The organism is Geodermatophilus sabuli (assembly GCF_010686765.1).
Taxonomy (GTDB): domain Bacteria; phylum Actinomycetota; class Actinomycetes; order Mycobacteriales; family Geodermatophilaceae; genus Geodermatophilus; species Geodermatophilus sabuli_A.
The window spans coordinates 137,620-154,908 of record NZ_JAAGWF010000007.1; the positions used below are offsets into that span (position 1 = coordinate 137,620).

Consider the following 17,289-nt stretch of genomic DNA (forward strand, 5'->3'; position numbering starts at 1 on the left):
ACCGGTGCAGTGGAACATGCCCACGACGACGCTGCCGGGCCGTCCGGAAGGACGACCCGGCAGCCTCGGCCCCGCTGCAGGGCCCCGCCGCGAGCTCGCGAGCGGTGGGGGCAGCGGGGTCCTCTTTCAGGCGGCGGCCTTCGTCTCCCAGAAGATCTTGTCGATCTCGGCGATGTAGTCGAGCAGCTTCTGACCCTCGGCGGGGTCCATGCTGCCCTTGCCGCCGGACGCGCCGGCCTGCTTGGTGGCCTTGTTGAACAGCTCGTGCAGCTGCGGGTACTTCTCGAAGTGCGGGGGCTTGAAGTAGTCGGTCCAGAGCACCCACAGGTGGTGCTTGGCCAGGTCGGACCGCTGCTCCTTGATCAGGACGGCGCGCATCCGGAAGACCGGGTCCTCGTTGGCCTGGTACTTCTCCTGGATGGCCTTGACGGACTCCGCCTCGATGCGGGCCTGGGCCGGGTCGTACACGCCGCAGGGGAGGTCGCAGTGAGCGGTGGCCTCCACGGCGGAGAACATGCGGAAACGCATGGACGTGCCTCCGGATCTCGTCGGTTGTGTCGTCTGCGACCCTACTCGCGGTGAGTGGCGGAGACACGTCCGAGCGCGGGACCTCCGGAGAGGTCCCGCCGCTGGTCACGCCCTGGGTCCTGGCGCGGGTGGCCGGCCCCTCGATGTCCCCGACGGTGCGGCACGGCGACCGGCTGCTCGTGCGACGGGCCGACGCCGGGGTCGCCGTCGGGACGGGCGACGTCGTCCTCGCCCGGTTCCCGTCGCGGCCCGACCTGCTCGTGGTGAAACGGGTCGCCCGGGTGGTACCCGGCGGCCACTGGGTCGAGGGGGACAACCCGCTCGTCGCCGACGACAGCCGGGCCTTCGGGCCGGCCGTGGTCGTCGGCCGGGTGGTGGGCCGGCTGTGGCCGCGGCCCGGGCGGCTGGGGGCGCGGCCGGGGTCAGCGCCGGGCGCGTAGCTCGGCGTAGCGCGCCGAGCACTGCTCCATCGTCGGCAGCAGGCCCTGCTCCTGCGCCTGCGCGAGGGTGGGGGCCGCGCGGTCTTTCGCCGAGAGCTCGAACTCGACGTCGGCGGGCCACGGCAGCCCGAGCGCCGGGTCCAGCGGGTCGATGCCGACCTCCCGCTCGGGGTCGTAGCCGCTGGACACCAGGTAGGTGACCGAGCTGCCGTCGGCGAGGGAGACGAAGGCGTGGCCCAGGCCCTCGGCGAGGTGCACCGCGCGGGGTTGCTCGCTGTCGAGGACGACCGCGTCGGAGCCGCCGAAGGTGGGGGAGCCGACCCGGACGTCGACGACGACGTCGAGCACCCGCCCGGCCGGGCAGTAGACGTACTTGGCCTGGCCCGGGGGCACCAGCGCGAAGTGCACGCCGCGCAGCACCCCGCGCGCGGACACGCTGTGGTTGGCCTGGGCCAGCGGCAGGCCGTACCCGGTCGCCGACGACAGCACGTCCGCCCGGTACCACTCGGTGAACCGGCCGCGGGCGTCCCCGTGGGGGACGAGGTCGAGGACGTAGGCGTCGCGCACGGCGAGTTCCCGGATCTGCACGCAGCGACCGTATCGAGCCCGCGCCGCTACGCTGCGGTGTCCATGGGCGGAACCCCTTCCTCCGAGCAGTCCCCGCCTCCGGTGGGGAGCCCCGACCGCTTCGCCGCCGACCCGGCGTTCGCGGTGCACGAGGGCGGGAAGCTGGTGGTACGGCCCACCCGGCCGATCGCGACGGTGGCCGATCTGGCCCTCACCTACACCCCCGGCGTCGCGCGGGTGTCCAGCGCCATCGCCGCCGAGCCCGAGCTGGCGCACCGGTTCACCTGGGCGCCGCGGGCGGTCGCCGTGGTGTCCGACGGCACGGCCGTGCTCGGCCTGGGCGACATCGGCCCGGTCGCCGCGTTGCCGGTGATGGAGGGCAAGGCCTGCCTGTTCAGCGAGTTCGCCGGGCTGTCGGCGGTGCCGGTCGTCCTCGCCACCACCGACGTCGACACGATCGTCGAGACGGTGGCGGCGATCGCGCCGTCCTTCGGCGGCATCAACCTCGAGGACATCAGTGCGCCCCGGTGCTTCGAGGTGGAGGAGCGGCTGCGTGCCCGCCTGCCCATCCCGGTGATGCACGACGACCAGCACGGGACGGCGATCGTCGTCCTCGCCGCGCTGCGCAACGCCGCGCGGGTGGTCGGGCGCGAGCTCGGGGACCTGCGGGTCGTCGTCTCCGGCGCCGGGGCCGCCGGCGTGGCCTGCACCAAGATCCTGCTGGAGGCCGGCGTCGGCGACATCGCCGTGGCCGACTCGCGCGGGATCCTCCACACCGGCCGTGCCGACCTGCCCCCGGTCAAGCGGTGGCTCGCCGAGCACACCAACCGCGGCGGTGCCGCGGGCTCGATGGTCGCCGCGCTCGAGGGCGCCGACGTGTACCTGGGGGTCTCGGGCGGCTCGGTGCCCGAGGCGGCGATCGCCGGGATGGCGCCGGGGTGCATCGTGTTCTCGCTGGCCAACCCGATCCCCGAGGTCGACCCGGAGATGGCGGCCCGCCACGCCGCGGTGGTGGCCACGGGGCGCAGCGGGGAGCCCAACCAGATCAACAACGTGCTCGCCTTCCCCGGTGTCTTCCGGGGTGCGATCGACGCCGGGGCCACGCGCATCACCGAGGAGATGAAGCTGGCCGCCGCCACGGCGATCGCCGGGGTGGTGGGCGACGACGTCCGCGCCGACCACGTCGTGCCCAGCCCGCTGGACCGCCGGGTGGCCGAGGCCGTGGCGTCCGCCGTGGCCACCTGCGCGCGGGAGCAGGGCGTCACCCGCTGAGGGTGGCGGCCAGCTCGTCGAGGGTCGAGCGCCACAGCCGCGGGAAGGCGATCGGGCCGACGAGCCGCTGCGTCAGGAGGATCGCGCGGCCGCGCAGGCCCCGGGGGGCGCGGTGGTCGATCGAGGTGCGCACCCGGCTGCCGCCGTCCGGCGCCGGGGTGACCACGACCTCGCCGCGGCCACGGTCGCAGTGGTCGCTGTCCAGCAGCGTCCAGCGGATCGTGTCCGGCTCGGGCCACTCGTAGCGCAGCAGCACCCAGATGCGCGTGCCGCGGCTGCCCTCCTTGACGACGGCCCAGTCGTCGCCGGTCTCGCGCACCTCGTACTTCGCCGGGTCCAGCGTGCGTCGCCACACCTGCAGGCGGCGGTCGCTGACGTCGGTGAACGCCTCCCGGACCTGCGCGGGCGTGGCCCGGGTGTCGAAGGTGAAGCGGAGCAGCATCGGCGTCTCCTCCCGCCGGGCGGCCTGCCCGGGGCGGGGCAGTGGGACCAGCGTCCTCGCGCGGCCGGTCGCCGTCCAGCACCGTGCGCGCAGCCGGTCCGCTCCCGCAGGTGGGCCCGGGAGACCGCTCAGCGCGGCACGGCGGCGGGCCGGTAGACCAGGTCGAGCACGCCGGCCAGCAGCCGTTCGGCCACCGGGCGGGGGAGCGCCGCGACCAGCGCGTGCACCGGCGCCATCCGCTCGGGGAGCCGGCCTCCGCCGACCCCGGCCAGCTCCAGCAGCCCGTCGACCTCGGCGACCGTGAGCGCGGCCGGGTCGATGCCCGCCGCCGCGGCGACCAGCTCCGGGTCGGCGACCGGCCGGGGCAGCGCCGCCGCGTCGCGGGCGGCGTCGGCGAGGTCGGCCAGCAGCGCGTCGACCCGCCCCGCGGTCGCCCCGGTGACCGTCAGGTGCAGGGTGGCCGGGAGGTCGCCGCCGGACTGCGCGAACGGTGGCTGGGGTTGCAGCAGCCACCCGCGGGCGGTCATCTCGTCGGCGAGGTTCAGCACGTCGACGCCGTCCGGCCCGTCCTGGGCCAGGGCGACGAGCGTCGTCACCGGCGTCCCGACGACCCGCAGGCCGGCGAGGGCGCCGGCGCCCGCGGCCAGGGCGAGCGTCGCCGCCCGGGTGTCACGCGCCAGCTGCCGGTAGCCCGGGGCCCCGAGCAGCCGGTGCACCGCCCAGGCGGCGGCCATCGGGCCGGCCGGGCGGGTGCCGGCCAGGGTCGGGTTCACCACCGGGTAGCCCGGCCAGCCGGCGGTGGCGAACCAGTGCGCCTGCCGCAGCTCGGGGTCGGCGGTCAGCAGCACGGAGACGCCCTTGGGGGCGTAGCCGTACTTGTGCAGGTCGACCGACAGCGAGGTCACCCCGGGCACGGACAGGTCGAAGGGCTCGGGGACGTCGTCGAGGAAGGGCAGCACCCAGCCGCCGATGCAGGCGTCGACGTGGCAGCCGGCGCCGGCCGCGGCGGCCAGCCCGGCGATCTCCCCGACCGGGTCCAGGACGCCGTGCGGGTAGGACGGCGCGCTGATCACCACCAGCGCGCACCGGTCGTCGAGCGCGGTCCGCACCGCGGCCGGGTCGGCGCGGCAGCTGACCGGGTCCACCGGGACGTCGACGACCTCGAGGTCGAACAGGTGCGCGGCCTTGCGGAAGGCGGCGTGCGCGGTGACCGGCAGCAGCAGCCGCGCGCGGCCCGGGCCGCCGGCGGCACGCCACCGCTCCCGCGCGGCGAGGACCGCCAGCAGGCAGCTCTCCGTGCCGCCGCTGGTCAGCGTGCCCACGGTCCCCGGTCCGCCGCCGAGCAGCGCGGCGGCCACGCCGACCAGGTCGTTCTCGATGCGGGCGACGCTCGGGAAGGCGGTCGGGTCCAGGGCGTTGGTCCACTGGAACGACGCCTGGGCGGCCGCGGCGAGCTCGTCGACGTCCGCCCGCCCGGAGTCGTAGACGTAGGCCATCGTCGCGCCGCCGTGGGTGGGCACGTCCCCCGCCTGCAGCGCGGTGAGCTCGGCCAGCACGTCGTCCGGGGTCACGGGGTCTCCTGCGGGTCGAGGCGGTAGCGGGCGAGGACCGGGAGGCTGGCCAGCACCAGCAGCGCCGGGACGACGCTGAAGCCCAGCCGGACGGCCGTCACCGCGGTGCCGGGCTGGGCGACCACGTCGTCGCCGGTGGTCGAGACGTACCCGGCCAGGGCGAGCAGGCCACCGAGCAGGCCGGGCCCCACGGCCAGGCCGAGGGTCTCGGCCGCCGTCCAGACGCCGGTGAAGACACCGGCCCGGCGCTGCCCGGACGCGGCCTCGTCGGCGGCGATGACGTCGGGCAGCATCGCCAGCGGGAACATCTGCATCCCCGCGTAGCCGATCCCCACCAGGACGACCAGCGCGAGCACGAGACCGGTGCCCCCCGCGTCGCCGACGGCCAGTCCCGTCGCGCCGACGACGAACAGCGCCGAGGCCAGCAGCAGCCCCGACCGCTTGCCCAGCCGGCGGCTGACCCGCAGCCACAGCGGCATGACCAGGATCGCCGGGCCGACCAGCGCGCCGAACAGCAGCGATCCGGCCGCCGGGTCGCCCAGGACCTGCCGCGAGTAGTACGGCACGCCGGCCAGCATCACCCCGATCCCCAGGGCCTGGACGACGAAGCCGGTCAGCAGCACCCGGAACGGCCGGGCCCGCCACGCCACCGCCACGGTGGCGCTCAGCCGGCCCTCGCTGCGCACTCGGCTCAGGGTCGGTGCGGCCCGGGTGCCGGCGACGGCGCCGAGCATCCCCAGGGCCAGCAGCAGGGCGACGAACACCGCCATGGCCAGGTGCCCGCCCCGCCCGCCGCCGAAGGCGTCCACGACGGCAGGGGCCCCCGCGCCGGCCACCAGGATGCCCAGCGCCAGGACCGCCACCCGCCAGGACATGAGGGTGGCCCGCTCGCCCGGGTCGTCGGTGATCTCGGCCGGCTGCGCCACGTAGGGCACCTGGAAGCAGCCGTAGGCGGTGGCGGCGAGCAGGAAGGTCACCGCCACCCACGCCGCCGCCGCCCCGGGCGGCGCCCCGGGGCCGGCGAAGACCAGCACGAACAGCGGCGGCAGGGCCAGCCCGCCGGCCAGCATCCACGGCCGGCGCGGGCCCCATCGGCTCGCCGTCCGGTCGGAGCGGCTGCCGATCCAGGGGTTGAGCAGCACGTCCCACGCCTTGGGGGCGAACACCACCAGTCCGGCGATGCCGGCGGCCACGCCGAGGACGTCGGTCAGGTAGAAGAGCAGCAGCAGGCCGGGCACCGTGCCGAACGCCGCCGTCCCGACCGAGCCGAGCGCGTAGCCGACGTGGACCCCGCGGCCCAGCCGCGTGGGGGAGGGGACGGCGGTCACGGTCGCCGACCGTAGTGCCTGGTCAGCGGTGCGGCGCGGTCCGCCGGGTGGCCGCCAGGGTGGCGACCAGGACGCCGGCGCACAGCGCGGCCCAGCCCGCCCGGTGCAGCAGCCAACCCCACCCGGCCGGGGCGTCGTGCAGGCCGGGCACCGGCGCCAGCGGGAGGGTGCCCAGCCACAGCGCGACGAGGAGGGGCTGGTGGGCGAGGAAGACCGGCAGGGCGGCGCGGTCGACGGCGGCGACCGCCCGGGTCCGGCCCAGTCGCCGCAGCCCGGGCAGGGCGATCCCCACCGCGCCGGTCTGGGCGAGGGCGAGGGCGAGGGTGGCGGCCGACGGCGGGTCGAGGTTGGAGGCGCGGGCGCCGGGGACGCCGACGGCGGTGTCCGGCAGGCCACCGGGGCCGACCAGGAGCGCCACGGCCAGCACCCCGCCCAGCAGCAGCGCCCACGACGCCCGCGGCGGGAGCGGCCGGCGGGCCATGGCGACGCCGAGCTGCCACGGGGTCCACCAGGCGAGCGGCGCGGCGACCGCGACCGGCACCGGACCGGCCAGCGGCAGCAGCAGGGTGAGCAGCACCGGGACGGCGGCGGCCCGCGCGCCCCACCGCCGGTCCAGCCGGAGGAGCGCGGGCGTGGCGGCCAGCAGCACCAGGTACACGGCGAGGAACCACAGCGGGCGGAGGGGGAGCAGCACCGCCGTCCGGACGACGCCCTGCGGTGCGCCGGTCCACGCCAGCGCCGCGGCGGCCACCCCGACGACCGCGACCAGCGTGGTGACGGCGGACAGCAGCCGGCGGACGCGTGGCCACCAGCCGCCGCCGCTCCGGGCGGCGGCGAAGCCCGCGGCCAGGAAGAACAGCCCGAGCGTCTGCAGCAGCCAGCTCGCCGGTGCCAGACCCGGGACGCCGCGCAGTGGGCTGTCGGCGCGCACGGCACCGTCGACCAGCACCGGGGCGGTGACCAGCCAGTGGCCCAGCACGACCCCGCCGACGGCGAGGGCCCGCACCGCGTCGACCGCCGGCTCGCGCGGCCCGGTCACGCCCGCGCTCCCCGCCCGAGCGCGACGTCGGCCACGGCGGCGAGGGTGGCCGAGCCGGGGCGGAAGTACCCGGCGTGACCGGCTCCACCACCCGTGGGGAGCAGGCGGGCGCCGAACGCCGGGTCCGTGGGATCGGTGCCGTGCCCGAGGTCGCCGAGGCGCAGGTGCGGCACCCGGCCGATCCAGTCGCCGGGGGCGCGGGCCGCCCACACCCGGGCCCGCGTCCCGAGCTCGGCCGCGGACCCGGCCCGGGCGCCCGGGCTGGCCAGCAGGACGAGGTCGTCGGCGGCCAGGTCCGGTCCGGCGAGGGCGGCGACGACGGCTCCGTAGCTGTGCCCGACCACCGTGACCCGGCCCAGGGCGTCCAGCTCGTCGACGAAGCGGACCAGGGCGACCGCCCCCGCGCGGGCCAGCCGGCCGGTCGCCGCGTCCAGCCCCAGCCCCTGCGGCGTCCGGTACCCCACCCACAGCACGACGGCGAGGTCCGGGCCCCCGGCGTCGGCCAGTGCGCGGGCCCAGCCGAACGGCCGGCGCTCCGGGAGCAGGTCGTCGGCCAGCCGGGCGAGGTCGGTGTCCGCGCCGGGGACCAGGACGGCGACGGCGGCGGCGGTGGCGGGGTCGCCCAGCGCGAGGACCGCCAGCCCGCGCCCGCGCGGGTCGCAGCCGAGCACCCGGACCGGGCCGAGCCGGTCGGCGAGCGCCGCGGCGCAGTCCGCGTGCACCCCCGGGCGCGGCGGGACCGGCGCGTCGGCGGGACCGGACACGACCGCCCACACCGCGCTGAGCAGGAGGAACAGGGAGAGGATCCGGCGCGTCACGCCACCTGACGCTAGGCACGGACGGCGACCGGGTCGTCACACCGCAGTGCCGTCCTGCGGTGCTACCGGGGTGGTCAGGCGCCCGGCGCGACCAGCCCAGTCTCGTACGCCAGTACCACCGCCTGCGCCCGGTCGCGCAGCCCGAGCTTGGTGAACACCCGGCTCACGTGGGTCTTCACCGTCTGCTCGGCGAGGACGAGGCTGCCGGCGATCTCGGCGTTGGACAGCCCCCGGGCGACCAGCGCGAGCACCTCCGTCTCCCGCTCGGTGAGCGAGCCGAGCCGGTCGGGCCGGCCCACGCGGTCGGTCGGGCGCGGGCGGGCGGCGACGAAGTCGGCGATCAGCCGCCGGGTGACGGCCGGCGCCAGCAGCGCGTCGCCGGCCGCCACCACGCGGACCGCCTGCAGCAGCTCGGCGGCCGGAGCGTGCTTGAGCAGGAACCCGCTGGCCCCGGCGTGCAGCGCGTCGTAGACGTAGTCGTCAAGGTCGAAGGTGGTCAGGACGACGACCCGCGGCGCCGGCCCGTCCGCGGCCCCGCCGAGCAGGGTCCGCGTGGCCGCCAGCCCGTCCATGACCGGCATCCGGACGTCCATGAGGACGACGTCGGGGCCGTGCCCGGCGGCGGCCAGGCGCGTGCAGGCCGCGACCGCGGCGGCGCCGTCGCCCGCGGTGCCCACCACGTCGATGTCCGGCTGGGCGGACAGCAGGGCCGCAAAGCCCTCCCGGACCATCTCCTGGTCGTCGGCGAGCAGCACCCGGATCACCGCGTCTCCTCCCCGTGCGCCGCAGCGACCGGGCCCGCCAGGAGCAGCTCGGCGCAGACCCGGAACCCGCCGTCCGCCGTCCGCTCCGCGTCCAGCCGGCCGCCGTGCACGGCCACCCGCTCCCGCATGCCGACCAGGCCCTGCCCGGCGCCCGGTGTGCCCGGCCGTACCCCCGGCCCGTTGACCACCTCGACCCGGACCGCGGGGCCCGACCGGGTCACCGCGACGCGCACCGGGGCGCCCGGGGCGTGCTGGGCGGCGTTGGCCAGGGCCTGCTGGACCACCCGGTACACGGTCAGGCCCAGGGTGTCCGGCAGCGCCAGGTCGTCGAGGTGCGCCTCGAGGTCCGTGCCCGCCGCCCGCACGTCGTCGAGGAGGCGGGGGAGGGCGGCGGCGCCCGGCTGCGGCGCCCGCTCGGCCTGCTGGTCCTCCGTGCGCAGGACGCCGAGCAGCCGCTGGAGGTCCTGCAGCGCCTGCCGCGCCGTCTCGGCGACCTCCGCCAGCTCCGCGGCCGCGCGGTCCTCCAGCGGGGCGAGGCGGTAGGGCGCGGTCTCGCAGCGCACGGCCACCAGGGACAGGTGGTGGGCGACCACGTCGTGCATCTCGCGGGCGATCCGCGCTCGCTCGGCCAGCGCCCCCCGCGCCGCCTGGGCCTCCGCCGTCCGGGCCTGCTCGGCCGCGAGCGCGCGGCGGGCGTCCCAGCGGGAGCCGAGCGCGGCACCGAGCGCCAGCGGCAGGAGCAGCAGGGCCAGCGGCACGACCAGGCTGCCCGGCTGCTGCGGCCAGAAGTGCTGGAGACCGACGAGGCCCAGTGCGAGCAGCGAGACGACGGCGACGGCGACGGTCACCAGCCGGCTCGACGTCCAGGCGACAGCGAGCAGCACCGGGACCCACAGGCACCACTCCCAGGGCTCCAGCGGGGGCAGAGCGGCGTCCGACTTCGGCAGGACGAACTGGACGAGGACCAGCCACACCGTGACCGTGCGCCAGCCGTCCAGCGGCCGGTGCGCGGCCACGGCGACCCCGGCGACCGCAGGCAGTTCCAGCAGGAAGAACAGCCCGCCGGTCATGCGCCCGGAGTCGTTGACCAGGCTGGACGCGGCGATGGCCACGACGAGTGCGTAGAGCGCCGCGGCGACCGGGACCGCGCGCCGGAGCCACCGGGGACCGGCCAGCCACGGCGGCCGGGCGGCGTCGGTCGACCAGAGGACCGACAGCAGCTCCCGGCCGGGGGTGGGCCGCGCCGCTCCCGGTGCCCGCGTCGGTCGCTCAGGTGGCATCGGCGAGCACCCTAGGCCCTGCCCGGGGATCGCCGGGGAGCTCAGCCCAGGCTCTGCAGGTCCTGGATCAGCGGCTCGAGGACGGCCCGCACGCCGGTGTTGGCGTACACGAACCACAGCGTCGCCCCGACGAAGAGGGGGACGAGCACGCCCTTCTCCAGGGCGGCTCCGGTGCGCAGCGGGGTGAGCACCAGCCGGCAGCGCTTGAGCAGCCAGACCAGCGGGACCGGCACGCCCTGCTTGGTGATGGCGTCACCGGCGATGTGGGTGAGGACCCCGGCGGCGACCGCCCAGGGCAGCCAGGCAGGTGGCGGCATCGAGTCCAGGAACAGCCAGGCCCCGCCCCAGGAGAGCGCCAGGTTGCCGACGACGGTGTTCTCCGCCCGCCCCGGGATGACGAAGTGCAGCGCGCGCAGCGCCAGTCCGATGGCCAGCGCCATCAGCAGCATGCTGGACCAGAACGCGTTGGCCGCGGCGAGGGCCAGGGCACCGAAGGCGAGCGGGGCCAGGACGGCGTCGTGGGTGCCCCAGCGGTGCCCCTGCGCCAGCCGGCCGATCGCACCGGACGGGACGTCGGTGACCGGCCCCCACATGTCCGAGACGGTCGAGCCACTGGAGTCGAGGTCGGGCAGCATGGCGAAGCCACCGACGGCGGCGATCCAGGCCGCCTGCGCCACCGTGCCCTCGACCGGGGCCCAGGGCAGCGTCGCGGCGCCCACGGCGAGCCCGGAGAGGGCATGGGAGTGACCGAGCATGCACGAAGCGTCCCGCCGTCGTGCGGGGGAGCGGGGGAGGCCGTCCGGCGTGTCCCCGCAGCCGGTCAGTCGGCGCCGACGGCCTGTCGCTCCCGGTCGGGCAGGGCGGCCGCGGCGAGCAGCCCCAGCGACGTCGACCCCAGCATCACCAGCGCCATCGGCAGCAGGTCGCCCGCCGCGCCCAGCCCGCCCAGCGGCGCGATCAGCGCGCCCAGGCCGAACTGGACCACGCCGAGCAGCGCGGAGGCGGTCCCCGCCTTGCGGCCGGCCTCTGCCATGCCCAGCGCGGTGGCGTTGGGCATGACCAGCCCCGTGGACGTCGTCACGACGAACATCGCCGGGAGGACGACCCAGAGGGACCACCCGCCGAGGGCGGCGGCGGCGAGGACGGCGCCCCCGACGGCCTGCCCGGCCAGCCCGGCCCGCAGGAGGGTCCGCAGTCGCACCCGGCCGGCCAGCACCCGGGAGAACTGGCCGGCCAGCACGATCCCGACGCCGTTCGCCCCGAAGACCAGCGAGAACTGCTGCGCGGACAGGCCGTAGCCGTCCTGCAGGACGAAGGCGGAGTGGGAGATGTAGGTGAACAGCGCGCCGAAACCCAGCCCCATGGCCAGGACGGGGGTGAGGAAGCTCCGGCGGCCGAGCAGCTCCCGGCCGTTGGCCAGCGTCGTCGCGAGCCCGCCGGGGACCCGGTGGTCGCGGGGCAGGGTCTCGGGCAGTCGCCAGAGGAGCGCACCCACCACGCACAGCCCGATGACGAAGAGGGCGGCGAAGATCCCGCGCCAGTCGGTGAGGCTCAGCAGCAGGCCGCCGGCCAGCGGTGCCAGGACGGGCGCCGCGGCCATGATGGAGGCCAGCACCGCGAACGCCCGTGCCGCGGCGACGCCGTCGAGCCGGTCCCGCACGATCGCCCGGGCGAGCACGATCCCGGCCGCACCGCCGACACCCTGCAGGAGGCGGATCGCGACGAGGGTCCACACGTCCGGAGCGACCGCGCACAGCGCCGACGCCACGGCCCACGCCCCCACACCGATGAGGACCGGCCCGCGCCGTCCGTACCGGTCCGACAGCGGCCCGACGAGCAACTGCCCGAGGGCGAGGCCGATCGCCGCGGCCGAGACGGTCAGCTGGACCGCGGACTGGCCCGCGCCGAACTCGTCCTCGACCGAGGGCAGGGCCGGCAGGTACAGGTCCATCGACAGCGGCCCGAAGGCGGAGAGCACGCCGAGCAGGGCCAGCAGGTCCCACGGGAGGCGATGACTCGGTCGTCCTCCGGACTCCGACCGCGGCCCGGTGCCGTCCCCCGGTGCGATGAGCCGGTCCGGCGATCCCGTCGGGGAGCCTCCGGCCCCCGCGCCGGGATCACCCCTGCTCACCGACCGCGGCCCGGTGCCGTCCCCCGGTGCGATGAGCCGGTCCGGCGATCCCGTCGGGGAGCCTCCGGCCCCCGCGCCGGGATCACCCCTGCTCACTCGTCGTCGTCGTCGCCGGTGCCGCCGCGGGCCAGCCAGGTGGCCAGCCGCTCGACGGGCACCTCGAAGTCCGGGTGCTGGTCGACGAACGCCTGGAGCTGGTCGGCCAGCCAGGCGAGGGTCACCTGCTCCTCGCCCCGCCGGTCGACCAGCTCTTCCAGGCCGCGGTCGGTGAAGTACACGCGGCGGCCGGTCAGTCGGCGAAGGCCTGGGCGACCAGGGCCTTCTGCTCGACCTCGTGCACCTTGGCCGAGCCGACGGCCGGGCTGGCCGAGGCGCGACGGCTGACCGGGCGCAGCCGGCGGCCCGAGGGCAGGTGCTCCGGCAGGTTGACCGCCATGAACTGCCAGGCGCCCATGTTGGCCGGCTCCTCCTGCACCCAGACGACGTCGGAGGCGTTCGGGTAGCGCTCCAGCGCCTGCTGGATCTGCTCCGCCGGCAGCGGGTACAGCTGCTCGACGCGCACCACGGCGACGTCCGCGGTGCCCTCGGACTCCCGCTGGGCGAGCAGGTCGTAGGCGACCTTCCCGCTGCACAGGAGCACCCGCCGCACCGCCCCGTCGTCCAGCGGCTCGCCACCCACGCCCGGGTCGGGCAGCACCGGCCGGAAGTCCACGTCGGTGAAGTCCGACACCGCGCTGACCGCGGCCTTGGCCCGCAGCAGCGACTTCGGCGTGAACACGACCAGGGGCCGGTGCACGTCCGACAGCGCCTGCCGGCGCAGCAGGTGGAAGTAGTTGCCCGGCGTCGAGCAGTTGGCGACGGTCATGTTGTTCTCCGCCGACAGCTGCAGGAACCGCTCGATCCGGCCGCTGGAGTGGTCGGGACCCTGGCCCTCGAGGCCGTGCGGCAGGAGCATCACCACACCCGAGCGCTGGCCCCACTTGGCCTCGCCGGAGCTGATGAACTCGTCGATGACCATCTGCGCGCCGTTGATGAAGTCGCCGAACTGCGCCTCCCAGAGCACCAGCGCCTTGGGGTTGGCCACCGAGTACCCGTACTCGAAGCCCAGCGCCGCGTACTCCGACAGCAGCGAGTCGTAGACGAAGAACTTGGCCTGGTCGTCCGAGAGGTGGGCCAGGGGCGTGTACTCCGCGGCGTTCTGCCGGTCGATGAGCACGGAGTGGCGCTGCACGAAGGTGCCGCGACGGGAGTCCTGGCCGGCCAGCCGGACCGGGACGCCCTGCATGAGCAGCGACCCGAACGCCAGCAGCTCGCCCATCGCCCAGTCGATGCCGCCCTCGCTGACCATCGCCGCGCGCCGCTCGAGCATCCGCTGGAGCTTGGGGTGGGCGGTGAAGTGCTCGGGCAGCGAGACGTGCGCGTCGCCGATCGCCTTGAGCACCTCGGTGCTGATCGCCGTCGCCACGGTGGACTCCTGCGCCGTCCGCGGGTCCATGACCGGCTCGGGCTTGGAGGAGTCCTGCGCGTCGTGGGTCTCGGCGAAGGCCCGTTCCAGCTGCCCGCGGTAGTCCTTGAGCGCCTCCTCGGCCTCGGCCAGGGTGATGTCCCCGCGGCCGATGAGGGCCTCGGTGTACAGCTTCCGGACCGAGCGCTTGCGGTCGATGATGTCGTACATCAGCGGCTGGGTCATCGAGGGGTCGTCGCCCTCGTTGTGCCCGCGGCGGCGGTAGCAGACCAGGTCGATGACGACGTCCTTCTTGAACGCCTGCCGGTACTCCACGGCCAGCCGCGCCACCCGCACGCAGGCTTCGGGGTCGTCGCCGTTCACGTGGAAGACCGGCGCGCCGATCATCCGCGCGACGTCGGTCGAGTACAGGCTCGACCGGGACTGCGCCGGGCTGGTGGTGAAGCCGACCTGGTTGTTGATGACGACGTGCACCGTGCCGCCGGTCCGGTAGCCGCGGAGCTGGGACAGGTTCAGGGTCTCCTGCACCACGCCCTGGCCGGCGAAGGCGGCGTCCCCGTGCAGGAGGACCGGCAGGACGGTGAAGCCCTGCTCGCCCTTGTCGATCATGTCCTGCTTGGCCCGGGCGATGCCCTCGAGGACCGGGTTGACCGTCTCCAGGTGGGACGGGTTGCTGGCCAGCGAGACGGCGATCGACTTGTCGTCGAACGGGTTCTTGAACGTGCCCTCCGCGCCCAGGTGGTACTTGACGTCACCCGAGCCCTGGACCGTGCCGGGGTCGATGTTGCCCTCGAACTCACCGAAGATCTTGGCGTAGCTCTTGCCGAGCACGTTCGCCAGCACGTTGAGCCGGCCGCGGTGCGCCATGCCGATCGCGACCTCGTCGAGGTCGTGGTCGGTGCCGGCGATCAGCACCTCGTCCAGCAGCGGGATGACCGACTCGCCGCCCTCGAGGCTGAACCGCTTCTGCCCCACGTACTTGGTCTGCAGGAAGGTCTCGAACGCCTCGGCGGCGTTCAGCCGGCCCAGCACGTGCTTCTGCTTGTCCCGGTCGGGCTGCTCGGCCTTGAGCTCGACCCGCTGCTGGATCCACTCCCGCTCTTCGGGGTCGGTGATGTGCATGTACTCCACGCCGACGGTGCGGCAGTAGGAGTTGCGCAGCACCCCGAGGATGTCCCGCAGCGGCATCATGCGCTCGCCGGCGAAGCCACCGACCGGGAACTTGCGGTCGAGGTCCCAGAGCGTCAGGCCGTGCTGGAGGATGTCGAGGTCCGGGTGGGTGCGGACCTTGAACTCGAGCGGGTCGGTGTCGGCCATCAGGTGGCCGTTGCGCCGGTAGGCCTCGATGACCTCGATGACCCGGGCTTCCTTGTCGATCTGCCCCTCGCGGCTGACGCGCACGTCGGGCATCCAGCGCACCGGCGCGTACGGGATGCGCAGCGACCGGAAGACGCCGTCGTAGAAGCCGTCCTCGCCCAGCAGCAGCTGGTGCAGCCGGCGCAGGAAGTCGCCGGACTGGGCGCCCTGGATGATCCGGTGGTCGTACGTGGAGGTCAGCGTGATGATCTTGCTGACCGCCATGTCGGTGAGCGCCTCGGGGCTCATCCCCTGGAACTCCGCCGGGTACTCCATCGCGCCGACGCCGACGATCGTCCCCTGGCCGGCGGTCAGCCGGGGCACCGAGTGGTTGGTGCCCAGGGTGCCGGGGTTGGTGAGGCTGATCGTGGTGCCGGAGTAGTCCTCGAGGGTCAGCTTGCCGGCCCGGGCACGGCGGATGACGTCCTCGTAGGCGCCCCAGAACTGGGCGAAGTCCATCTCCTCGGCGCCCTTGATCGAGGCGACGACGAGCGAGCGCGAACCGTCGGCCTTGGGCAGGTCGATGGCCAGGCCGAAGTTGACGTGCTCGGGCCGCACGAGGGTCGGCTTGCCGTCCACCTCCGCGAACGCGGCGTTCATCTCCGGGAAGTCGTCCAGCGCCCGGACCAGCGCGTAGCCGATCAGGTGGGTGAAGGAGACCTTCCCGCCGCGGGCGCGGGCGAGGTGGTTGTTGATGACGATGCGGTTGTCGGCCAGCAGCTTGGCCGGCACCGCGCGCACGCTGGTCGCCGTCGGGACGGTCAGCGAGGCGTTCATGTTCTTGACGATGCTGGCCGCAGCGCCGCGCAGCGTCGTCCGCCCCGGACCGGCAGCCGCCTTGGCAGCCGGCTTGGCGGCCGGCTTCGGCGCGGGCGCCGCCTTCTGCTGGGCGGCCGTGGTGTCCGCGGCGCGGTGGACGACGGTGGCCTCGGTCTTCGCCTCGACCGCCGTCGCGCGGGAGGCCGCCCCGTCGTCCGCCGCAGCGGTCTGCTCGCGGGCGGGGGCCTGCTGCTCCGTCACGGGGGGGTCCTCCTGCTGGGCCGGCGGGGGCGCCGGGGACGCCGACGGCTGCGGCGCGGCGGGAGCGCTCGCCTGCTCACGGTCGTCGCTGGCGGCGACGGGGCTCCCGGGTCGGTAGTCGGCGAAGAACTCGTGCCAGGCCTGGTCCACGCTGGAGGGATCGGCGAGGTACTGCTGGTACATCTCCTCGACCAGCCACTCGTTGGTGCCGAAGCCCGCCACCGCGGAGGAGGAGGGGGTGGCGGAGGGCCGGGATGAGTTCACGCTTGACACGGGGTCGAGTGCCTTCTTCGTCGTCGGGGGACGTGTCTGGACCGGTGGTGGAGTCTACGCCGGTCCCCTCGGGCCGACCGGGTGCGAAACAGGCCCGTCCCAGGCCACGGACGCGACGCCGCGGGGTCCGGGCGGGCGGGTGCTCGTTCAGGCGGTGGCGCCGCGGGCCACCAGGAGGTCGGCCAGCGCGTCGAGGGCGGTCGCCAGACCCGCGTCCGCGCGCCGGCTCCGGGCCGCGGCCACCCGGCTGATGTCCAGGGCGCTGGCGCCGTCGCTGGTCGTGGCGTCGACGTCGGCGCCGGCGTCGAGCAGCACCCGCACCACCTCGGGCGCGTCGCCCCCGGCCCCGGCGGCCACGGCGGCGTGCAGAGGGTGCCGGCCGGTGTCGGGATCCCGCCGGTTGACGTCCGCCCCGGCCGCCAGCAGCAGCCGGACCACCTCCAGCCGTGCCCTGCCGGCCGCCGCGTGCAGGGCCCCGCCGTCGGGATCGGCCCCCCGATCGAGCAGCGTCCGGGCCGTGCCCGCCGCCCCGCCCGCGGCGGCCCAGGTCAGCAGGTCCACACCGGTCACCGGGTCGGCCAGCGGCGCCCCGCCGTCGAGCGCGGCGGTCAGCTGGTCGACGTCGTCGAGGTAGGCCGCGCTCGGGGCGTCCACCGGGGCGCCCAGCTCGCGGAGCACGACGACCAGGTGCGGGGCCGACTCCAGCGCGGTGTGCAGCGGGGTCCGGTCGTGGTCGGTGCGCGCGGCGAGGTCGGCGCCGGCGTCCACCAGCAGCCGGACGACGTCGGTGCGCCCCTCGGCGACCGCCAGGTGCAGCGGCGTCCAGCCGCCGTCGCCGCCGCGCTCCACGGTGGACGTCAGCAGCCGCGGTGAGGCCTGGACGGCGGCGCGGACGGCCTCGACGTCGCCCTCGGCGATCAGCCGGCCCAGCCGCTGCGCGGTCATGCGGATGGTCATGGGAGATCTCGTTCCGGGTCGGGGTGTCCGCGGGCGTC

General features: G+C 75.8%; 16 protein-coding genes. 2 read left to right on the top strand and 14 right to left on the bottom strand.

What is annotated here, in order from left to right; translation table 11 throughout:
• Positions 1 to 126 precede the first annotated feature (126 nt).
• Positions 127 to 528, bottom strand: coding sequence for a superoxide dismutase, Ni (gene sodN, locus GCU56_RS05605; protein WP_163480530.1), 402 nt, complete (start codon positions 526 to 528; stop codon positions 127 to 129).
• Positions 529 to 578: 50 nt separating this feature from the next.
• Between sodN and GCU56_RS05610 the strand changes: the two genes are divergently transcribed.
• On the top strand, positions 579 to 968 hold the full coding sequence (locus tag GCU56_RS05610) for a S26 family signal peptidase (protein ID WP_163480531.1): 390 nt from the start codon (positions 579 to 581) through the stop codon (positions 966 to 968).
• On the opposite strand, the gene GCU56_RS05615 is transcribed toward GCU56_RS05610, so the two are convergent.
• Positions 951 to 1,556, bottom strand: coding sequence for a dTDP-4-dehydrorhamnose 3,5-epimerase family protein (locus tag GCU56_RS05615; RefSeq protein WP_163480532.1), 606 nt, complete (start codon positions 1,554 to 1,556; stop codon positions 951 to 953). The two genes, GCU56_RS05610 and GCU56_RS05615, sit on opposite strands and share 18 nt — an antisense overlap.
• A 42-nt stretch (positions 1,557 to 1,598) precedes the next feature.
• On the opposite strand from GCU56_RS05615, the gene GCU56_RS05620 reads away from it, so the two are divergent.
• The gene (locus GCU56_RS05620) at positions 1,599 to 2,807 is read left to right on the top strand and encodes an NAD(P)-dependent malic enzyme (RefSeq protein ID WP_163480533.1); all 1,209 of its coding nucleotides are present in this window, start codon (positions 1,599 to 1,601) and stop codon (positions 2,805 to 2,807) included.
• Here GCU56_RS05620 and GCU56_RS05625 read toward each other — a convergent pair.
• The 12 genes from GCU56_RS05625 to GCU56_RS05680 form a co-directional block, all read right to left on the bottom strand.
• Complete coding sequence (locus GCU56_RS05625) at positions 2,797 to 3,249, bottom strand: SRPBCC family protein (RefSeq protein WP_163480534.1); 453 nt, start codon at positions 3,247 to 3,249, stop codon at positions 2,797 to 2,799. The genes GCU56_RS05620 and GCU56_RS05625 overlap by 11 nt on opposite strands.
• 128 nt (positions 3,250 to 3,377) lie before the next feature.
• The gene (locus tag GCU56_RS05630; protein WP_163480535.1) at positions 3,378 to 4,820 is read right to left on the bottom strand and encodes an aminotransferase class V-fold PLP-dependent enzyme; all 1,443 of its coding nucleotides are present in this window, start codon (positions 4,818 to 4,820) and stop codon (positions 3,378 to 3,380) included.
• On the bottom strand, positions 4,817 to 6,148 hold the full coding sequence (locus tag GCU56_RS05635) for an MFS transporter (RefSeq protein WP_163480536.1): 1,332 nt from the start codon (positions 6,146 to 6,148) through the stop codon (positions 4,817 to 4,819). The genes GCU56_RS05630 and GCU56_RS05635 overlap by 4 nt, the downstream gene beginning before the upstream one ends.
• A 22-nt stretch (positions 6,149 to 6,170) precedes the next feature.
• Positions 6,171 to 7,187 (bottom strand): acyltransferase family protein, encoded by a 1,017-nt coding sequence (locus GCU56_RS05640; RefSeq protein ID WP_163480537.1) that lies wholly within the window; start codon positions 7,185 to 7,187, stop codon positions 6,171 to 6,173.
• On the bottom strand, positions 7,184 to 8,005 hold the full coding sequence (locus tag GCU56_RS05645) for an alpha/beta hydrolase (RefSeq protein WP_163480538.1): 822 nt from the start codon (positions 8,003 to 8,005) through the stop codon (positions 7,184 to 7,186). The genes GCU56_RS05640 and GCU56_RS05645 overlap by 4 nt, the downstream gene beginning before the upstream one ends.
• A 74-nt stretch (positions 8,006 to 8,079) precedes the next feature.
• The gene (locus tag GCU56_RS05650; protein ID WP_163480539.1) at positions 8,080 to 8,769 is read right to left on the bottom strand and encodes a response regulator; all 690 of its coding nucleotides are present in this window, start codon (positions 8,767 to 8,769) and stop codon (positions 8,080 to 8,082) included.
• Positions 8,766 to 10,049 carry a sensor histidine kinase gene (locus tag GCU56_RS05655; protein ID WP_163480540.1) on the bottom strand — a complete coding sequence of 428 codons (1,284 nt, stop codon included), beginning with the start codon at positions 10,047 to 10,049 and terminating at the stop codon, positions 8,766 to 8,768. The genes GCU56_RS05650 and GCU56_RS05655 overlap by 4 nt, the downstream gene beginning before the upstream one ends.
• A gap of 41 nt (positions 10,050 to 10,090) precedes the next feature.
• Positions 10,091 to 10,804 carry a metal-dependent hydrolase gene (locus tag GCU56_RS05660; RefSeq protein ID WP_163480541.1) on the bottom strand — a complete coding sequence of 238 codons (714 nt, stop codon included), beginning with the start codon at positions 10,802 to 10,804 and terminating at the stop codon, positions 10,091 to 10,093.
• Positions 10,805 to 10,869: 65 nt separating this feature from the next.
• Complete coding sequence (locus GCU56_RS05665; protein WP_345771655.1) at positions 10,870 to 12,276, bottom strand: multidrug effflux MFS transporter; 1,407 nt, start codon at positions 12,274 to 12,276, stop codon at positions 10,870 to 10,872.
• Entirely contained in the window at positions 12,273 to 12,458 is a 186-nt protein-coding gene (locus GCU56_RS05670; RefSeq protein ID WP_163480543.1) for a DUF6104 family protein, read from the bottom strand. The genes GCU56_RS05665 and GCU56_RS05670 overlap by 4 nt, the downstream gene beginning before the upstream one ends.
• Before the next feature lie 11 nt (positions 12,459 to 12,469).
• Positions 12,470 to 16,285 (bottom strand): multifunctional oxoglutarate decarboxylase/oxoglutarate dehydrogenase thiamine pyrophosphate-binding subunit/dihydrolipoyllysine-residue succinyltransferase subunit, encoded by a 3,816-nt coding sequence (locus GCU56_RS05675; RefSeq protein ID WP_345771656.1) that lies wholly within the window; start codon positions 16,283 to 16,285, stop codon positions 12,470 to 12,472.
• 156 nt (positions 16,286 to 16,441) lie between these two features.
• Positions 16,442 to 17,251 carry an ankyrin repeat domain-containing protein gene (locus tag GCU56_RS05680; protein ID WP_163480545.1) on the bottom strand — a complete coding sequence of 270 codons (810 nt, stop codon included), beginning with the start codon at positions 17,249 to 17,251 and terminating at the stop codon, positions 16,442 to 16,444.
• Positions 17,252 to 17,289 lie beyond the last annotated feature (38 nt).

Bases quoted from the DNA above. Each gene is read 5' to 3' on its own strand.
- GCU56_RS05625 (WP_163480534.1), bottom strand. From the start codon at position 3,249: ATGCTGCTCCGCTTCACCTTCGACACCCGGGCCACGCCCGCGCAGGTC.
- GCU56_RS05620 (WP_163480533.1), top strand. From the start codon at position 1,599: ATGGGCGGAACCCCTTCCTCCGAGCAGTCCCCGCCTCCGGTGGGGAGC.
- GCU56_RS05660 (WP_163480541.1), bottom strand. From the start codon at position 10,804: ATGCTCGGTCACTCCCATGCCCTCTCCGGGCTCGCCGTGGGCGCCGCG.
- GCU56_RS05680 (WP_163480545.1), bottom strand. From the start codon at position 17,251: ATGACCATCCGCATGACCGCGCAGCGGCTGGGCCGGCTGATCGCCGAG.
- sodN (WP_163480530.1), bottom strand. From the start codon at position 528: ATGCGTTTCCGCATGTTCTCCGCCGTGGAGGCCACCGCTCACTGCGAC.
- GCU56_RS05655 (WP_163480540.1), bottom strand. From the start codon at position 10,049: ATGCCACCTGAGCGACCGACGCGGGCACCGGGAGCGGCGCGGCCCACC.